The sequence below is a fragment of the Nocardiopsis lambiniae genome (genome assembly GCF_031845465.1).
GTDB lineage: Bacteria > Actinomycetota > Actinomycetes > Streptosporangiales > Streptosporangiaceae > Nocardiopsis > Nocardiopsis lambiniae.
In genome coordinates, this window is sequence record NZ_JAVREP010000010.1 from 1 (window position 1) to 16,003 (window position 16,003).

The 16,003-nt window shown below is 73.9% G+C and carries 17 protein-coding genes; 11 read left to right on the plus strand and 6 right to left on the minus strand.

The annotated features are described in order from the left end of the window. From RM479_RS15870 to RM479_RS15885, 4 genes are all read left to right on the plus strand, one after another. The coding region (locus RM479_RS15870; protein ID WP_311512496.1) for a DUF1365 domain-containing protein at positions 1 to 705 on the plus strand (705 nt) is incomplete at its 5' end. Further along, positions 702 to 1,952, plus strand: a complete 1,251-nt coding sequence (locus RM479_RS15875) for a cyclopropane-fatty-acyl-phospholipid synthase family protein (protein ID WP_311512497.1) — start codon at positions 702 to 704, stop codon at positions 1,950 to 1,952. The genes RM479_RS15870 and RM479_RS15875, both read left to right, overlap by 4 nt. Beyond that, positions 1,949 to 3,223 (plus strand): cyclopropane-fatty-acyl-phospholipid synthase family protein, encoded by a 1,275-nt coding sequence (locus RM479_RS15880; protein WP_311512498.1) that lies wholly within the window; start codon positions 1,949 to 1,951, stop codon positions 3,221 to 3,223. The genes RM479_RS15875 and RM479_RS15880 overlap by 4 nt, the downstream gene beginning before the upstream one ends. Before the next feature lie 56 nt (positions 3,224 to 3,279). Then, entirely contained in the window at positions 3,280 to 4,008 is a 729-nt protein-coding gene (locus tag RM479_RS15885; protein WP_397222384.1) for a DUF1295 domain-containing protein, read from the plus strand. Positions 4,009 to 4,289: 281 nt separating this feature from the next. Here RM479_RS15885 and RM479_RS15890 read toward each other — a convergent pair whose 3' ends face one another. The 5 genes from RM479_RS15890 to RM479_RS15910 form a co-directional block, all read right to left on the minus strand. After that, the gene (locus tag RM479_RS15890) at positions 4,290 to 5,075 is read right to left on the minus strand and encodes an SDR family oxidoreductase (RefSeq protein ID WP_311512500.1); all 786 of its coding nucleotides are present in this window, start codon (positions 5,073 to 5,075) and stop codon (positions 4,290 to 4,292) included. 111 nt (positions 5,076 to 5,186) lie between these two features. Then, positions 5,187 to 6,398, minus strand: coding sequence for an NAD(P)/FAD-dependent oxidoreductase (locus tag RM479_RS15895; protein ID WP_311512501.1), 1,212 nt, complete (start codon positions 6,396 to 6,398; stop codon positions 5,187 to 5,189). Further along, positions 6,395 to 6,592 carry a ferredoxin gene (locus tag RM479_RS15900; protein WP_311512502.1) on the minus strand — a complete coding sequence of 66 codons (198 nt, stop codon included), beginning with the start codon at positions 6,590 to 6,592 and terminating at the stop codon, positions 6,395 to 6,397. Before RM479_RS15900 ends, RM479_RS15895 begins: the two co-directional genes overlap by 4 nt. Beyond that, positions 6,589 to 7,515: a pyridoxamine 5'-phosphate oxidase family protein gene (locus RM479_RS15905; protein WP_311512503.1), complete on the minus strand. Its 927-nt coding sequence runs from the start codon at positions 7,513 to 7,515 to the stop codon at positions 6,589 to 6,591. Before RM479_RS15905 ends, RM479_RS15900 begins: the two co-directional genes overlap by 4 nt. Positions 7,516 to 7,584: 69 nt before the next feature. Beyond that, positions 7,585 to 8,037, minus strand: a complete 453-nt coding sequence (locus RM479_RS15910; protein WP_311512504.1) for a VOC family protein — start codon at positions 8,035 to 8,037, stop codon at positions 7,585 to 7,587. Between the two features lie 182 nt (positions 8,038 to 8,219). Between RM479_RS15910 and RM479_RS15915 the strand changes: the two genes are divergently transcribed. Then, complete coding sequence (locus tag RM479_RS15915) at positions 8,220 to 8,765, plus strand: CGNR zinc finger domain-containing protein (RefSeq protein WP_311512677.1); 546 nt, start codon at positions 8,220 to 8,222, stop codon at positions 8,763 to 8,765. 51 nt (positions 8,766 to 8,816) lie between these two features. Here the strand turns inward: RM479_RS15915 and RM479_RS15920 are convergent, their stop codons facing one another. Further along, positions 8,817 to 9,866 (minus strand): NAD(P)-dependent alcohol dehydrogenase, encoded by a 1,050-nt coding sequence (locus tag RM479_RS15920; RefSeq protein WP_274807982.1) that lies wholly within the window; start codon positions 9,864 to 9,866, stop codon positions 8,817 to 8,819. 218 nt (positions 9,867 to 10,084) lie between these two features. Here RM479_RS15920 and RM479_RS15925 point away from each other — a divergent pair, with 218 nt between their 5' ends. From RM479_RS15925 to RM479_RS15950, 6 genes are all read left to right on the plus strand, one after another. After that, positions 10,085 to 11,638: an MFS transporter gene (locus RM479_RS15925; RefSeq protein ID WP_311512505.1), complete on the plus strand. Its 1,554-nt coding sequence runs from the start codon at positions 10,085 to 10,087 to the stop codon at positions 11,636 to 11,638. Between the two features lie 23 nt (positions 11,639 to 11,661). After that, a complete protein-coding gene (locus RM479_RS15930; RefSeq protein ID WP_311512506.1) occupies positions 11,662 to 12,048 on the plus strand; it encodes a VOC family protein in 387 nt (128 codons plus the stop codon). Positions 12,049 to 12,056: 8 nt separating this feature from the next. Beyond that, a complete protein-coding gene (locus tag RM479_RS15935; protein ID WP_311512507.1) occupies positions 12,057 to 12,440 on the plus strand; it encodes a VOC family protein in 384 nt (127 codons plus the stop codon). Between the two features lies 1 nt (position 12,441). Beyond that, positions 12,442 to 13,413, plus strand: a complete 972-nt coding sequence (locus RM479_RS15940) for a sigma-70 family RNA polymerase sigma factor (RefSeq protein ID WP_311512508.1) — start codon at positions 12,442 to 12,444, stop codon at positions 13,411 to 13,413. A 417-nt stretch (positions 13,414 to 13,830) separates the two neighbouring features. Continuing rightward, positions 13,831 to 14,841, plus strand: a complete 1,011-nt coding sequence (locus tag RM479_RS15945) for a cellulose binding domain-containing protein (protein WP_311512509.1) — start codon at positions 13,831 to 13,833, stop codon at positions 14,839 to 14,841. A gap of 232 nt (positions 14,842 to 15,073) precedes the next feature. Continuing rightward, positions 15,074 to 15,901: an endo alpha-1,4 polygalactosaminidase gene (locus tag RM479_RS15950; RefSeq protein ID WP_311512510.1), complete on the plus strand. Its 828-nt coding sequence runs from the start codon at positions 15,074 to 15,076 to the stop codon at positions 15,899 to 15,901. The last annotated feature ends 102 nt before the right edge of the window (positions 15,902 to 16,003 follow it).

The window sequence follows — 16,003 nt, forward strand, 5'->3', positions numbered from 1 at the left end:
GCCCTCTACGAGGCCGTCGTCCGCCACGTCCGTGCCGCCCCGGTGCGCTCCTCCTTCGCGCACCGCACCTATTACTGGCTGACCGACCTCGAACGTCCGCCCCGGCTCCCCTGGCCGCTGCGCCCCCTGGCCGGGTTCGCGGGCCGCCCCTCCCGCGCCGAACTCGACGCCTACCTGGCCGGGCAGGGCGTCGACCTGGAGGGCGGGCCCATCCTCGTGCTCGCCCACGCCCGCGTGTTCGGGTACGTGTTCGACCCCCTGACCGTCTACTGGTGCCACCACCGCGACGGGTCCCTGGCCCGCGTCATCGCCGAGGTCCACAACACCTACGGGCAACGCCACCGCTACCCGCTCACGGTGGACGACCGGGGACGCGCCGAGGTCGCCAAGGCGATGTACGTCTCCCCGTTCCACGGCACGGACGGCCGCTACCGCCTGGCCCTGCCCGAACCCGGCGAACGGCTCTCCCTCACGGTCACCCTCCACACCGACGGCGCCCCGCCCTTCGCCGCCTCCGTCCGAGGCCGCCGGGTCCCGGCCACCGCCGCCTCCCTGATCCGCCTCGCCCTGCGCCACCCCTGGGCCCCGCTCGTGGGCGCGGCCCGCATCCGCACCCGGGGCATCGGCCTCTACCTGCGCGGGGTCCCGGTGCACCCGCGACCGGAACACCACGACACCACCGAGAAGACAGGTCCACGTTCATGACCACGACGACCCCGCCCCCGATCACCACGGTCGACCCCCGACGCTGGCCGGACGTCGCCCGGGTGCCCCGGGCCCGGCTGCGCGCCACCGCCGCCCGCGCCCTGGCCCGGTACGCGGCCCGCGAGGCCGGGGTGCGGATCACCACGACCGACCCCACCGGGGCGGACGCCGCCGAGGGCCCGGTCCTGTACCTGCGCGACCCGGAGGCCTTCCACCGCAGACTGGCCGTCGGCGGACTCATCGGCCTGGGCGAGTCCTACATGGCCGGCGAGTGGGACTCCCCGGACCCGGTCGCCCTGCTGACCCGGCTGGCCGAGCACTACGTCGAACTCGTTCCGCGCCCCCTGCGGCCCCTGCGCCACGTCACCCTGCCGCGCCGAGGGCTCGGCGACCGCAACACCCGGACGGCGGCCCGCCGCAACATCGGCCACCACTACGACCTGTCCAACGACCTGTTCGCGCTCTTCCTGGACCGCACCATGACCTACTCGTCGGCACTGTTCGACGGGCCCGGCCCACGCGACCCGCACACCCTCGCCTCGGCCCAGGAGCGCAAGATCGACCGGCTGCTGGACGCCGTCGGGGTCGGCCCCGGGACCACCCTGCTGGAGATCGGCACCGGCTGGGGCGGCCTGGCCCTGCGCGCCGCCCGACGCGGGGCGCGCGTCACCACCATCACGCTGTCCGCCGAACAGCGCGACCTGGCCGTGCGCCGACTGGCCGAGGCCGGGGTGGGGGAGGCCGTCGACGTCCGCCTGCTCGACTACCGCGACGCCGAGGGCGAGTACGACGCCGTGGTCAGCGTGGAGATGATCGAGGCCGTCGGCGAGCACTACTGGCCGGCCTACTTCTCCGCGCTGGACCGGCTGGTGCGCCCCGGGGGGAGGGTGGGGCTCCAGAGCATCACCATGGACCACCGGCTGATGCGGGCCTCCCGCCACTCCTACACCTGGATGCACAAGTACGTGTTCCCCGGCGGACTCATCCCCTCCGTCGAGGCGATCGAACGGCAGGTGCGCGAACGCACCTCCATGACCCTCGTCGACCGCACGGCGTTCGGCGCCGACTACGCCGACACCCTGATGGTGTGGCGGCGGTCCTTCGCCGACGCCGCGGCAGAGGTCGACGGGCTCGGGTTCGACGCCGTCTTCCGGCGGATGTGGGACTTCTACCTCGCCTACTGCGAGGCCGGCTTCCGGGCCGGGCTGATCGACGTGGAGCAGATCGTCCTGGAGCGCGCCCGATGACACAGGTCACCACCATCCCCACCACCACCGGCGGGCCGCGCGGGGTCGCCCACTTCCTCGCCCCGGTGATCGCCGGGTTCTTCAACGGGCACCCGCCGGTCCGGCTGCGCGCCTGGGACGGCAGCGAGGCGGGACCGCGGGACGCCCCCGTCGTGATCCTGCGCCACCGCGACGCCCTGCGCCACGTCGTGGCCCGACCGGGAGAGCTCGGGCTGGCCCGCGCCTACGTCACCGGCGTCCTGGACGTGGAGGGCGACCTCACCGACGCGCTGCGGCGGGTCGGGGCCGGGGTCCGCCGCCACGGTACGTCGTCGCTCGCGCCACGGGAATGGGTCCGTGCGGCGCGCGTCCTGCTCGCCGTGGGGGCCGTCGGGACCCCGCCGCCGGTGCCGCGCGGCGAGAGCCGGCCCCGGGGGCCGCTGCACTCCCGCGAACGCGACGCCGCCGCGATCTCCCACCACTACGACGCCGGCAACGGGATCTACTCCCTGCTGCTCGACGAGACCATGGCCTACTCGTGCGCCTACTGGCCCGAGGACGACCCCGTCGCCACCCTCGCCGACGCCCAACGCGCCAAGCTCGACCTGGTCTGCCGCGAACTGGGGCTGGGCGAGGGGTCGCGGCTGCTCGACGTCGGCTGCGGGTGGGGTTCGCTCACCCTGCACGCCGCGCGGGCGTACGGGGCCCGGGTCACGGCGGTCACCCTGTCGGCCGCCCAGCGCGACCACGTCGCCGCCCGGATCCGCGAGGAGGGGCTGACGGACCGGGTCGAGGTGGAGCTACGGCACTACCGGGACATCGACCGCGCCGGATTCGACGCCGTGGCCACCATCGAGATGGGCGAACACGTGGGACGCGACGAGTACGCGCCGTTCGCCCGCCGGCTGTGGTCGCTGCTGCGGCCCGGCGGTCGCCTCCTGGTCCAGCAGATGTCCCGGGGGAGCGATCACCCCGGGGGCGGTCCGTTCATCGAGCGTTACATCGCCCCCGACATGCACATGCGCCCCCTGGGGGAGACGGTGACGCTGTTGGAGGACGCGGGCCTGGAGGTGACCGGGGTCCGCTCCCTGCGCCGGCACTACGTGCGCACCGCCCGGGCCTGGGCCGCCGAACTGGAGCGGCGGTACGACGACCTGGTGGGGCTCGCCGGGGAGGAGACCGCACGGGTGTGGCGGCTGTACCTGGCCGGCGGGGCGCTGGCCTTCGAGGAGGGCCGGATGGGCGTCCACCAGATCGCGGCCCGCCGACCCGACCCCGAGGAGATCCCGTGAACCTCGCCGCTCTCGCCCTCACCTCCGCCGTCTCGGCGGGGGCACTGGCCGTGCTCATGCTCGGGACCTTCGCCGTCGGGCGGCGGCTGGGCCGGCACAGCGTGGTCGACGTCGCCTGGGGGCCCGGGTTCGTACTGGTGGCGCTGATCGCGCTGCTCACCGCCGGCGGAGACCCGGGCCGCCCCTGGCTGCTCCTCGTCCTGACCGCCGTGTGGGGCCTGCGTCTGGCCGTCCACATCGGTCGCCGCTCCCGGGGCGCGAAGGAGGACCCCCGCTACGAACGCCTGCTCTCCAAGGCGCCCGGGAACCCCGACCTGTACGCGCTGCGCGTCGTGTACCTGCTCCAGGGCGCGCTGATCTGGTTGATCTCCGCACCGATCCAGGTGGCCGCGCACGCGCCCGCCCCGCTCGGCGGGTGGGCCGTGGCGGGTGTCGCCCTGTGGGTGGTCGGGTTCGTCTTCGAGGCCGTGGGCGACGCCCAACTGGCCGCCTTCCGCCGTGATCCGGCCAACCGGGGCCGGATCATGGACCGGGGGCTGTGGGCGTGGACCCGGCACCCCAACTACTTCGGTGACGCCTGCGTGTGGTGGGGGCTGTTCCTCGTCGCGGTCTCGGGAAGCCCGTGGACGCTGCTCACCCTGCCCGCCCCGCTGGTGATGACGTACCTGCTCACCCGGGGCTCGGGGCAGCGGCTGCTCGACGAGCACATGCGGGGACGTCCCGGGTGGGCCGAGTACGAGGCCCGCACGAGCGCCTTCGTGCCACTGCCGCCCCGGCGGTCCTGACCGCCACCGGTCGGGCGGGCCCGCCGCGACTCCGACCGCGGTCGGAGCCGCCGTCGCTGGCGGGGCGCGGGTCGGCACCTGGGGAAGCGGTGCCGACCCGGACCGCCGGGAACGCCTCTTAGGTTAGCCTGTCCTTGTCCTGCGTGGTGGCCGTTCGGGCACATCGGCCGATCCCGCCGTTCCGACCCCGAGCCCCGTCCGACGCCGTCACCCGGCGGTGTCCACCCCGGGGGGCGCGTACGCCCGGGGCGCGCGGGCCCCGGGCGGTGGGAAGGCGCGGATCAGACCGTGGGGATCGCCCCGCCGTCCACCCGGATGATCGACCCGGTGACGTAACCGGCCTGCTCGCTCGCCAGGAACGCCGCCACCGCCCCGTACTCCTCGACCCGGCCGTACCGGCCCACCGGGATCGTCGCGGCGGCGTCGCGCTCGACCTCCGCCGCGGTGCGCCCCTCCCGCTCGGCGCGCGCCCGGTCCAGGGCGTCGGTGCGGGCCGTGGCGATCCGTCCCGGGACGATGACGTTCACCGTCACCCCGTCCGCGGCCACCTCACCGGACACCGTCTTGGACCAGGAGTGCAGGGACGCCCGCAGCGTGTTGGACACCCCCAGGGTCGGGATGGGCGCGATCGGCCCCGACGAGGTGCTCGTGATGATCCGCCCCCAGCCGCGTTCGCGCATGCGGCCGACGACGGCGTCGGTCAACCGGATCACCGGCAGCACCATCGCCCCGTACATCTGCTCCCACAGCTCCGGGTCGCGCCCGAGCGCGGGGGAGGGCGGCGGGCCGCCGGTGTTGTTGACCAGGATGTCCACCGACCCCAGCGTGTCGGCCACGTGCGCGGCCACCTCCTCGGCGCGGCCGTGGTCGGCCAGGTCCCACTCCACCGACATCGCCGACGTCCCGTGGGCGTCGCAGTCCTCCACGACCTTCGCCAGACGCTCCCGGTCACGACCGGTGACCGCCACGTTCACACCCTCGGCGGCCAGGGCCACGGCGATCGCCCGACCCAGCCCCGAACTCGCCGCCGTCACCAACGCGGTCCTGCCCGCGATCCCCAGATCCATTGCGCTCCGTTCCCCTTCCGGGGGCCCACGCCCCCGCACGACCCTCGCGGCGTTCCGGCATCCTCCCAGCCGTGCGTCCCGAAGGGAACCCGTGGGCGCGCCCCGGTCGCCTCAGCCCGTCACGACCCCTTCCCCGTGTTCCGCGACGATCCGCGCCCGGTGGGCCGCCAGGCGGGAGGTGCGGTTCACGGTCACGGCCCCGACCGTGCGACCGCCCCGGTGCTGGGAGACCTCCACACGGCGCCGCTCGGGGTCGTACTCGTGCACCTCGACCCGGTCGGCCGCACCGGGCAGCCCCACCGCCCGCACGCGTACCCCGTACTGGTCGGACCAGAAGGAGGGCGGCGGCACCGGCCCCGGGGGCGGGCCGCCCACCAGGGTCGACGCCGCCGTGTCGGCGTGGTCCACCGCCCCGCTCCAGTGCCCGATCACCAGGTGGGAGGGTGCCCCCGGGTAGGGGAGGGGGTGCGGCGCCGCTGCGGCGTCCCCCACCACCACGATCCCCTCCACGGGGCGGCCCTCCTCGTCCAGGGCCCTGCGGCGATGGTCGCAGCGCAGCCCGCCGGAGTGCGTTCCCAGACCCGAGCCCCGGGTCCAGTCCGTGGCGGGGCGCGCCCCCAGGGCGCTGACCACCGTCCGCGCGCGGATCCGGGTGCCGTCGGACAGTTCGACCCCGGTCACCCGTCGCGCCCCGGAGAACCCGGTCACCCTCACCCCGGTGCGCAGCACCACCCCGGCCTCGGCCTGGAGCCGGGCGACCAGCGCGCCCACCTCGGCGCCCACCGTCCGTCGCATCGGAAGTCGGTCCCGGCACACCAGGGCGACCGGTGCCCCCGCCTCCCGGGCGGCCGACGCGATCTCGCACCCCAGGAACCCGCCGCCGATCACCAGCAGGGGGTCGCCCTCGGCCAGGGCCGCGCGCAGCCGGGCGGCGTCGTCGAGTCCCCGCAGGGTGAGCACGCCCTGGGCGGGGGTCGGCCCTGGCCAGGGGACGGCGGTGGCCCCGGTCGCGATGACCAGTCCCTCGTAGGACTGCTCGGAACCGTCGTCCAGGAGCACCCGACGGGCCGCCCGGTCCAGCCGGACCGCCGCCCGCCCCGACCGCACCTCCACGTCGGCCGGCACGGGCAGGGCGGTGGCCTCGGGCGCGAGTCTCCCGGTCAGCACCTCCTTGGACAGCGGGGGCCGGTCGTAGGGGGCGTGGGGCTCGTTCCCGATGAGGACGAGCCGTCCCTCGAACCCCCGATCGCGCAGCGCCGTCGCGGTCCGCAGACCGGCGATCCCCGCCCCCACGACGACGACGGAGGAGGGTTCGCCGCTCACGCGGGGCCTCCCTCGACAGTGACGGCCCGCACCGGGCAGGCCGCCGCCGCTCGGGCGACCTCGGCGGCCCGGGCCGCCTCCGGTGCCGGGTCGTACACGAGGTTCTCGTCGTCGTCGAAGGAGAAGACGCCCGGGGCGGCGAACACGCACTGGCCGTGGTTCGCGCAGCGGGTCCGGTCGACGTGGATTCTCACGGATGCACTTCCTCTGTCCGCGGGTCGTGGAGGGGGACGGTCGGGTTGAAGCGGGAGGGGTCGGGCGGATCGGGTGCCAGGAGGCCGGCGGCGTCGGTGGCCACGACCCGTTCCACGGTGAACTCGATCGTGCGTCCGGTCCCCTCCGGATCCCCGTCCCACACGATCCGGGCGGCGCCGCTCAGCCGCAGCACCGCGCCGGTCTCCCAGTCGGGGAAGAGCAGACCGGCCCGGGGCCGGACCCACAGGTTGCCCAGGGTGTTGAACATGGCGTTGCCGACGTAGTCGGGCCAGGAGAGCACGGTGGACGAGTGGACCCGGACGAAGCCCGGGGCGCCGCCCCGGTGGTTGGCGTCGGCGTCACCGGAGGCGTCGGCGGTGGCGACGAAGAACGTGTCGGCGCGGCGCACCAGGTCCCGCTGGTCCCCGGTCAGCCGTGTCCCGACGCGGGACGCGACCGGGGGGCCGGAGCCCGCCGGGGCGGGGTCCCGCCTCTGGATGTACTTGGGGCAGTTGGCGTAGACCTGCTCGGTGGTCACCCGCAGCCCGTTCCCGTGGGGCCGGGAGACGCCGTTGATCCGCATGCGGCGGCGGGTGGCGGGGTCGATGGCCAGGGCGCCCACCCTGGTCCCGTCCCAGCCCAGGGCCCCGGCGAGCGGGTCGTCGGCGGTGGGCCGGGCCGCGACGTCCAGGGTGCGGGGGCCGGGTGCGTCCAGGAACCCGGGCGGTCCGGTGAGCAGGGAGCACCACGGGTCTTCGGAGGCGTCGAGGGCCCCGACGACGAGCCAGGTGCGTTCGGCGAGGAAGTCCGCGGCCACCTCCGGGATCTCCCGTCGGCGGGCGCCCTCGGAGAAGAGGGCCTGGTCGGCCAGCCCGGCCCGTTCCTGGACCGCCCGTTCGCCGTGGTGGTAGGGGGACCCCATGGTCCGTCCCCTTTCGTTCGGTGCGGCGGGCGTCGCCCGGCCGGGCGACGCCCGCGACCCGCGATGGGTCTAGAAGAAACCGCAGGTGGGGGCGGAGGCGACGGGGGCCTCGGCGGACTCGGCGCCGCTCGGGGCGTAGATCTCCAGGCGGATGCCGTCGGGGTCGTGGAAGAAGACGCCACCGGAGGCGGCGCCCTCGCCGTGGGGCACGACCCCGTCGTAGGCGAACTCCACGGCCAGCTCCAGCAGCCGCGCCTCGGCGGTGCGGACCTCGTCGATGGTGTCCACCTCGAAGGAGAGGTGGTGCAGGCCGGCGGCGTTCGAGCGGAACCCCTCCTCGGCCTGCCGCCACAGGGTCAGCACCAGGGAGCCGTCACGGCCGAGGAACGCGGACTCGCGGCCCTCCTCCTCGCCGCGTCCCAGGACCTTCAGGTCCAGGACCCGCACGTAGAAGTCGATCGAACGGTCCAGGTCGGTGACGTTGAGACCGATGTGGCCGGTGGTGGGACGGGGATAGGTCATGGCACGCCTTTCGTCGAGGGGAGGGGCGATGAGATCTCCTCTAACCCCTGAAAAAGACTTTAGGGGTTAGTCGGCACAGAGGTCAACCCTCTAAAGTGACTTCAAGGGTTAGGTGGTGGCTGGTAGCATCCCGCCAACGCCCGCGCGCCCGGACCCGCGACGGGAAGGACGGGGGAGTGACGATGACCGTGCCGAGCAGACCGCTCGTAGGCGAACCGATCGCCATGGACCTGATCAACACCAGGTGGGTCTCCGGCGGCACCCGCCACGACCTGTTCGACGGCCCGACCGGCCTGGCCCGGTGGCTGACCGAGGCCGGACTGGGCGCCCGGTTCGACGCCGACCCCGCCGCCCTGCCCCCGCTCCTGCGCGCCCGCGACGCCATCGCCGTGCTCGTCGCCGCCCCCGACGACCCCGGGGCCACCGCCGAACTCAACGCGATCCTCGAACACGGCACCGTGCGCAGGACCCTCGCGGAGGGCGCGCCCCGCACCGCCGTCGCCTTCGACGCCCCCGCCTGGGGCCCGGCCTGGACCGCCGCCGACGGCTACCTCGACCTCCTCGCCGCCCCCGACCGCATCCGCCGCTGCGCCCACCCCGACTGCGTCCTGTACTTCTACGACACCTCCAAGAACGGCACCCGCCGCTGGTGCTCCATGGCCGGCTGCGGCAACCGCGCCAAGGCCGCCCGCCACCACGCCCGCGAACGGACCGGCCGCGGCGCCTGAGCACACGAGGAACGCCCGGACCCGACACGGGTCCGGGCGTGCGCGCGGGGCTCAGGCCTCGTTCGGCACCACCACGGCGCGACCGGAGATCTCCCCCGCCTCCAGCCGCCGGTACGCCTCCAGGGCGTCCTCCATGGCGAACCGCTCCACCTCCGGACGGATCCGTCCCGCCCGGTACATGTCCACGACCTCCCAGAGCTCCCCCACCGTGCCCCAGTAGGTGTTGGTGACGTAGGACTCGTACGGGTTCGTGAAGAACGAGAACTCGTGCGTGCCGCCCGCGATGCCCACCACCGACAACCGGCCGCCCTGCGCCATCGCCCCGGCCGCCGCCGCGATCGTCGGCGTGATCCCCACGAAGTCGAACGCCGCGTCCACGCCCCGGCCCCCCGTGATCTCGCGGATCTCCTCCACCTGCCGGTCGCCGCCCCCGACGGTGACCGCCCCGTTCCTCTCCGCCCGCGCCCGCGCCTCCGGCTTGACGTCGGTCGCGATCACCGTCGCCCCCGTCAGCGCCCCGAGGATCTGCACGCCGATCTGCCCCAGACCGCCCAGACCGATCACCAGGGCGTGGCGACCCCCGCCCGCCAGGTGCGGCAGCGCCTGCTTGATCGCGTGGTAGGGCGTGAGCCCGGCGTCCGCCAACGGGGCCGCGTCCACCGGGTCGGCGTCGCCCAACGGCACCAGGTGGTGGGCGGGCACCGTCATGTACTCCGCCATGCCGCCGTCGCGCCCCAGGCCCACCGCCAGGTAGGGCATCGTCGCGGCGTTCTCGCAGTAGGTGTCCCGGCCCCGCGCGCACATGCGACAGTGACCGCAGCCGATCGGCCCGTACACCAGGTGGGCCGCGCCGACCTCCACCCGGTCGCTCACGCCCTCGCCGAGTTCCTCGACCCACCCGGCGTTCTCGTGACCCAGCACGAACGGGGGCCTCTGCGCCCCCGGGGAGCCCTCCTTGAAATGCCGGTAGACGCTCACGTCGGAGTGGCAGGCGCCCGCGCCCGCCACCCGCAACAGCACCTCGCCCGGTCCGGGCCTCGGCTCGGGCGCGTCGGTGAGCGAGGGGAACCGTTCGTAGTTCTCGAAGACCACGGCTCGCATCGGGTGCCCTCCTGGCTGTCGATGACGCCGGGCCCATCGACGGGACTCTCGGTACCCGGCCGAACACCCGAAGCTATCAACGCGGTCCACGGGCGTCCGTCAACGCGGATCCCGGAATCGGTCCGCACTTCTTGACCCTTTCCACCCGAACGCGCGATGAGTCCTGCCGCCCGCCCGGGTCCGTACACGTGAACGAACCCATAAGACCGGAGGACACCGTGACCGCACCCCCGCCCACCGCCCGACCCGACCGGCGCGCCCTGGTCGGCCTGGCCGTGCTCGCCCTGCCCACCCTGCTGCTGTCCATCGACATGAGCGTGCTCCACCTGGCGCTGCCGCACATGGTCGCCGACCTGAGCCCCACCGGCCCCCAACTGCTGTGGGCCGTGGACGTGTACGGGTTCATGATCGCCGGCCTCCTCGTCACCATGGGCACCCTGGGCGACCGCATCGGCCGCAGGAGACTGCTCCTCATCGGCGCCGCCGTCTTCGGCGCGGCCTCCGCCCTCGCCGCGTTCTCGCCCACCGTGGAGGTCCTCATCGCCACCCGCGCCCTCATGGGCGTCGCCGGGGCCACCCTCATGCCCTCCACCCTCGGCCTGATCAGCGGCATGTTCCCCGACCCGCGCCACCGGGCCGCCGCCATCGCCGTCTGGACGAGCTGCTTCATGGGCGGCACCGCCCTGGGCCCGATGGTCGGCGGCGTACTGCTCCACTGGTTCTGGTGGGGATCGGTGTTCCTGCTCGGCGTGCCCGTCATGGCGCTGCTCCTGGTGTGCGGACCGCTCCTGCTGCCCGAACAGCGCGCCGACCACCCCGGCCGCCTCGACCTCGTCAGCGTCGTCCTGTCCCTGGCCGCCGTCCTCCCCGCCGTCTACGGACTCAAGGTCCTCGCCGACGGCGCCCCGCCCACCGTCCCCCTCCTCACCATCGCCGCCGGCCTGATCGCGGGCGTCGTGTTCGTCCGCCGCCAGCTCCACCTGGCCGACCCGCTCCTGGACCTGCGCCTGTTCCGGGCGCCCGCCTTCGGAACCGCCCTGGCCGTGATGATGGGCGGCGCCGTCGCCATGGGCGGCACGTTCCTGCTCATCAGCCAGTACTTCCAGCTCGTCGCCGGGTACCCGCCGCTCATCGCCGGGCTGTGGCTGGTGCCCCCGTCGGCGGCGATGATCGTCGCCACCCTCCTGGCCCCGCCGCTGGCCGCCCGGGTCGGTCGCGCCACCGTCATCGGCGGCGGCATGTTCGTCACCGCCGCCGGGTTCGTCGTCCTGGCCCTGGCACCCGTCCAGGACGGGGCGCTCACCGTCATGACCGGCCTGCTCCTGGCGTCGATCGGGCTCGGGCCCGGCGCCGCGCTCATCGCCGACATCGTGGTGGGATCGGCGCCCCCCGAACGGGCCGGCGCCGCCGCCTCCCTGTCCGAGACCAGCGGCGAATTCGGCATCGCCCTGGGCGTGGCCCTGATGGGCAGCCTCTCCGCCGCCGTCTACCGCGCCGCCGTCGAGCCGCCGCAGGGGGTCCCCGAGGAGGCGGGGCACACCCTCGCCGGGGCCGTCGCCGTCGCCCGGGACCTGCCCGCCGACCTCGCCGCCGCCCTGCTCGGCCCGGCCCGGGAGGCGTTCACCGCCGGGCTCAACCTCGCCGGGGTCCTGGGCGCGATCGCCATGGCCCTGGGCGGCGCGGCAGCCCTGGTCCTGCTGCGCGCCGCGGAAGAACCGGCCGAGGCCGATGAGTCCGGGGACGCCGCCGGGTCGGTACGGGTGAACGAATGAGATCCGATCCCCGAGGAGGGACCATGGCCAATCTCGACAGCATGCTCCTGGCCAGCACCGACCCCGACCGACTCCACGACTGGTACGCGGCCGTCCTGGAGCCCCACTCCGACGACGACGTCGACTCCTACCGGGTGCTCCGCTTCGGCCACTTCCACCTGCTCATCGACCGGCGGGACGACATCGGCCCCAAGGCGACCGACGCCACCCGCATGATCATCAACTTCGACGTGGAGGACGCCCGGGCCGTCGCCGCCCGCATGGACGCGCGCGGCACCGAGTGGCTGGCCCCGCTGGAGGACCGCGACGGCAGCCTGTTCGCCACCGCGATCGACCCGGACGGCAACCACGTCCAGATCATCCAGCTCAGCGAAGCCCACCGCGCGGCCATGGCCGCGTCCGAGTCCTAGGAGGGGACATGTTCGACGGGAACCGGGCCTTCGGGTCCTTCGCGGTACCGGACACCGACACGGCCCGCGAGTTCTACGGCGGGACACTGGGATTGACCGTGCGACCGGTCGAGGGCATGGAGGAGGAAGGGCTGATCCGGATCCACCTCGGCGGGGAGCGGGCCGTCCTCGTCTACCCCAAGCCCGACCACGTGCCCGCCACGTACACCGTCCTCAACCTCGTCGTCGACGACATCGTCGCCGCGGTCGACGGGCTCGCCCGTCGCGGCGTGCGGACCCTGCGCTACGAGGGCTTCGATCAGGACGAGAGGGGGATCGCGCACGGTAGGCCGTCGGTCGCCTGGTTCACCGACCCGGCCGGGAACGTGTGTTCTGTCATACAGGAGGCGTAACGTGACGGCCGTGATGGAACAGCAGACCGACCAGGAGTTCGTCCGGCTCGCCGACCCCTACCGGCGCGAGCTGTACGCCCACTGCTACCGGATGCTCGGCTCGGTACACGACGCCGAGGACCTGGTGCAGGAGACGTACCTGCGCGCGTGGAAGGCCTACGACGGGTTCGAGGGCAGATCCAGTCTGCGCACCTGGTTGCACCGCATCGCCACCACGGCCTGTCTCACCGCGCTGGAACGGCGTCGTCGGCGGCCCCTGCCCACCGGGCTGGGCGGGCCCGCCGACGATCCGTCGGCCCAACTGGCCGACGGGCCCGAGGTGCCCTGGCTCGAACCCGTGCCCGACGCCCTCGTGGGCGCCGACGACCCGGGCTCGGTGGTCGCCACCCGCACCGGCGTGCGCCTCGCCCTGATCGCCGCCCTCCAGTACCTCCAGCCCCGCCAGCGCGCGGTGCTGGTGCTGCGCGACGTGCTGCGGCTGAGCGCCGCCGAGGTCGCCGACATCCTCGACACCTCCGTGCCGGCGGTCAACAGCCTGCTCCAGCGGGCCCGGGCGCAGTTGTCCCGCAACGCCCCGGTGGAGGAGGAGATCGTCGAGCCGGCCGAGGGCAAGGCGATCCTGGCCCGGTACGTGGCGGCCTTCGAGACCTACGACGCCTCGGCGATCACGGCGGTGTTCACCGAGGACGCGGTGTTCGAGATGCCGCCGTTCCGCACCTGGGTCCAGGGCGGCGCGCACATCGCGGAGCTGATCTCCACGCACTGCCCGGCCGAGCGGGCCGGCGACATGGTGCTGGTGCCGACCTCGGCCAACGGGCAGCCGGCGTTCGGGCTGTACATGCGCGACCGGGAGGGTGTGCACCGGGCCTTCGGGATCCAGGTCCTGGACCTGGCGCCCACCGGCGTGCGGCACACGGCGATGTTCTTCGACACCGCCCTCTTCCCGCACTTCGGCCTGGCCGACCGCCTGTAGACCGTGTTCCCCGCGCTTCGGAGGCCTTCGCGGCACCGGTGGGGCGCGCGGTACGCGAGGGCGGAGCGTTCCCGGGTCCTCGCCCCGACCTCACGGGACGGGGGAGTCCGTGGACGGCCCCGGCACGCGGTGACGGTGAAGTCGACGTCCTCCCCGACCGTTCCGGGGTGACCCTCGGTGCGGGTCCGGTGTTCCGGGCGGGGGCCGCCGTCCGCCCGGCCGTCCGCCCGGCGAGGACCGCGCGGTCGGCATCGGGGCGTTCGCGCGGGCGGACCCGGGCGGCGTCCGGGAAAGGGCGCCCACCTCCCGCGCGGCGCCGGGTCCACATCGGGAGAAGGGGGGTTCCCCGGATCGGGTGCGCGGGGTAGCGTGCCCCCGTCTGGGAGCGCTCCCAGATCCCCCGAAAGGAGCGAACACGTGTTCCGTCCCCTCCTGCGCGCGGCCCTGGTCGCCGCGCTCGCCCTGACCGCCACGCCGGTTCTCCCGGCCGCCGCCGAGTCCGAGGACTGTGCGGCCGAGGCCACCGTGACCTCCTCGTGGGGGAGCGGGTTCACCGCCCGGATCGAGGTGACCAACCGGGGCGACGCCCCGATCTCGGGGTGGACCGCCACCTGGACGCACCCGACCGGTCAGGCCACCACGGCCGGTTGGAACGCCGACTTCGAACACCGCGAGGGCACGGTCGTCGCCCGTAACGTGGGATGGAACGCCGACCTGGCCCCGGGCGGCACCGCCGAGTTCGGCGTCCAGGGGACCACCACCGGTGGGGCGGTCGAGTTCACCGGACTCGACTGCGGATTCGACACGGAGGACGAAGGCGGGGACGCGGTGCGGATCATGGCGTTGGGCGACTCGATCACGGGGTCGCCGGGGTGCTGGCGGGCCCTGTTGTGGCGGGACCTGGTGGACGCGGGGCGGAAGGTGGACTTCGTGGGCACGCTGCCGGGCGACGGGTGCGGGTTCGCCTACGACGGGGACCACGAGGGGCACGGGGGATACCTGGTCACGAACGTCGCCTCGCAGGGGTTGCTCGTGGACTGGCTGGAGCGGACCGACCCGGACACGGTGCTCATGCACTTCGGCACCAACGACGTGTGGAACGGGATCCCGGCGGCCGAGATCCTCGCCGCGTACGACACCCTGCTGGCGCAGATGCGCGCGCACGACCCGAACGTCCACCTGCTGGTCGCGCAGATCATCCCGATGGACTCCGACCGCAGCTGCGCGACCTGCGGGCAGGGGGTGCGGGACCTCAACGCGGCCATCCCGGGCTGGGCGGACGCCAACGCGACGCCGGAGTCGCCGATCACCGTGGTGGACCAGTGGACGGGGTTCGACACGGACGCGGACACCTACGACGGGGTTCACCCGTCGGCGAGCGGAGACCGCAGGATCGCGGACCGCTGGTTCGCGGCCCTGGCCCCGTGACCGGCGGCGGGCCCGGACCGTTGCCGCGATCCGCACTCCGACCGTTTCCCCGGTCCGGGTCCGCCGCTAGGCTCCCGTGCGTGACCCTCCCGGCTCGCACCGTCGCGGCCGTCCGCCACCGCTCCCATCGGTCCGACGGCCGAGAGTCCGCGCGGGCCGGGGTCATCGATCCATGAGCGCGGTGCCCTCCGGTGCCCGTCTCGTATCGCAGCGACCCGTGAAGGAGTCCGAGATGCGCGTTTCCCTTGTGACCGGTCTGGCAGCGTCAGCGGTGGCGGTGGTGGTGGCCGGGTGCGCGCCGACGGCGGAGCTCTCCGCGCACGCGGAACCGGAGGGTCTGCCCAACGGCTGGTTCGACTATCAGCTCGGCGGGGGATACCCGCCGCCCGAGGACGTGGGGATCGTGGTCCGGGACTCCACGGATGAACCGGAGCCGGGCATGTACTCCATCTGCTACGTCAACGGGTTCCAGACGCAGCCGGGGGAGGAGCGGAAGTGGCTCGATGAGGGTCTGGTCCTGCTCGACGAGGCGGGGGAGCCCGTGATCGACCCGGGGTGGCCGGACGAACGGCTTCTGGACACCTCCACGGACGAGAAGCGCGGCCGGATCGCCGCACTCCTCGGCGCGACCATCGAGGGATGCGCGGACGACGGGTTCGCGGCGGTCGAGTTCGACAACCTGGACTCCTACCTACGGTCCCAGGGGTGGTTGACCGTGGAGGACAACTTCGCCCTTGCGGAGGAGTTGGTCGCCATCGTCCACGATCACGGATTGCTCGCCGCCCAGAAGAACGCGGCGGAGGAGACCGAGCGGGGACGTGAGGCGGGGTTCGACTTCGCGATCACCGAATCCTGCGCGGCCTGGTTCGAGTGCGACGCCTATACCTCCGTTTACGGGGACGAAGGCGTGCTCGACATCGAGTACCCGGACACGCTGGAGAACGCAGGGCTGACGTTCGAGGACGTGTGCGCGGATCCGGAGAGCCCGTCCAGGACGATCTTGCGCGACCTCGATCTGGTTCCCGAGGGCGCGGAGGGATACCTCTACGAGCGCTGTTGATCACGGATTGTAGGTGACCGCTATGGTCACGGTTCCGTCGCCGTTCCGGGCGTGAAAGGTGCCGTCATGTGCGGACATTCCACTCAGACGTGTTGGTGGTGT

What these genes read in the sequence shown, in the direction of transcription:
- RM479_RS15875 (WP_311512497.1), top strand. Translation starts at nt 702, where the DNA reads ATGACCACGACGACCCCGCCCCCGATCACCACGGTCGACCCCCGACGC.
- RM479_RS15880 (WP_311512498.1), top strand. Translation starts at nt 1,949, where the DNA reads ATGACACAGGTCACCACCATCCCCACCACCACCGGCGGGCCGCGCGGG.
- RM479_RS15885 (WP_397222384.1), top strand. Translation starts at nt 3,280, where the DNA reads ATGCTCGGGACCTTCGCCGTCGGGCGGCGGCTGGGCCGGCACAGCGTG.
- RM479_RS15890 (WP_311512500.1), bottom strand. Translation starts at nt 5,075, where the DNA reads ATGGATCTGGGGATCGCGGGCAGGACCGCGTTGGTGACGGCGGCGAGT.
- RM479_RS15905 (WP_311512503.1), bottom strand. Translation starts at nt 7,515, where the DNA reads ATGGGGTCCCCCTACCACCACGGCGAACGGGCGGTCCAGGAACGGGCC.
- RM479_RS15910 (WP_311512504.1), bottom strand. Translation starts at nt 8,037, where the DNA reads ATGACCTATCCCCGTCCCACCACCGGCCACATCGGTCTCAACGTCACC.
- RM479_RS15915 (WP_311512677.1), top strand. Translation starts at nt 8,220, where the DNA reads ATGACCGTGCCGAGCAGACCGCTCGTAGGCGAACCGATCGCCATGGAC.
- RM479_RS15920 (WP_274807982.1), bottom strand. Translation starts at nt 9,866, where the DNA reads ATGCGAGCCGTGGTCTTCGAGAACTACGAACGGTTCCCCTCGCTCACC.
- RM479_RS15930 (WP_311512506.1), top strand. Translation starts at nt 11,662, where the DNA reads ATGGCCAATCTCGACAGCATGCTCCTGGCCAGCACCGACCCCGACCGA.
- RM479_RS15935 (WP_311512507.1), top strand. Translation starts at nt 12,057, where the DNA reads ATGTTCGACGGGAACCGGGCCTTCGGGTCCTTCGCGGTACCGGACACC.
- RM479_RS15950 (WP_311512510.1), top strand. Translation starts at nt 15,074, where the DNA reads ATGCGCGTTTCCCTTGTGACCGGTCTGGCAGCGTCAGCGGTGGCGGTG.